The organism is Rhodococcus sp. IEGM 1408, assembly GCF_033142235.1.
In the GTDB taxonomy this organism is placed as follows: Bacteria; Actinomycetota; Actinomycetes; order Mycobacteriales; family Mycobacteriaceae; genus Dietzia.
The window spans coordinates 1-723 of record NZ_JAWLRW010000041.1 but is presented as its reverse complement, the minus strand read 5'-3'; the positions used below and the strand labels follow the sequence as shown (position 1 = coordinate 723).

1 pseudogene is annotated in these 723 nt (G+C 64.5%); it reads left to right on the top strand.

Annotated features, from left to right (window positions below):
- Window positions 1-194: 194 nt before the first annotated feature.
- A pseudogene (locus R4P08_RS18395) lies at window positions 195-723 on the top strand (acyl-ACP desaturase); the annotation flags it as partial.

The following is a 723-nucleotide window of genomic DNA, read 5'->3' as shown; positions in this document are numbered from 1 at the left end:
CTCCGTGGCTGGGTGTTCCGTCCGGCGACGCTCGCGTCCTCGGGTTCCGGTCTGGCTGCTCGCTGAGCTGTGACGTTGCACCATTGCGTGCAGACATCGATTGCTACCTCTAACAGAATCCGGGCAAGCCTCCGCGTGTCGCGCATCGATCGCCCTAGGCTTGCGAGCTGACGTCAACGCGAGGAGGCATCTCGATGGCCAGGGATCTGACACAACTCGAACTTCTGCAAGAGCTGGTGCCCACTGCCGAGGACAATGTGAACCGTCACATCTCGATGGCGCGGGAGTGGCACCCTCACGACTACGTCCCGTGGGACGAAGGTCGCAACTTCGCCGCACTCGGCGGCCAGGACTACGACCCGGAGCAGTCCAAACTCTCCGACGTCGCACAGGCCGCGATGATCACCAACCTGCTCACCGAGGACAACCTGCCGTCCTACCACCGTGAGATCGCCGAGAACTTCTCCCAGGACCGCCGAGGAGAACCGCCACGGCATCGTCATGCGCGACTACCTCGTCGTCACCCGCGGCGTCGATCCCGTCGCCCTCGAAGAAGCCCGCATGATCCACATGACCAACGGCTACGTCTCGCCCGCGGGGTCGCAGGTCGGTCTGCTGCACTCGGTCGCCTATGTGACCTTCCAGGAACTCGCCACCCGCGTCTCGCACCGCAACACCGGCAAGGTCTGCGACGATCCGATCGCCGACCGGATGCTCCAGCGC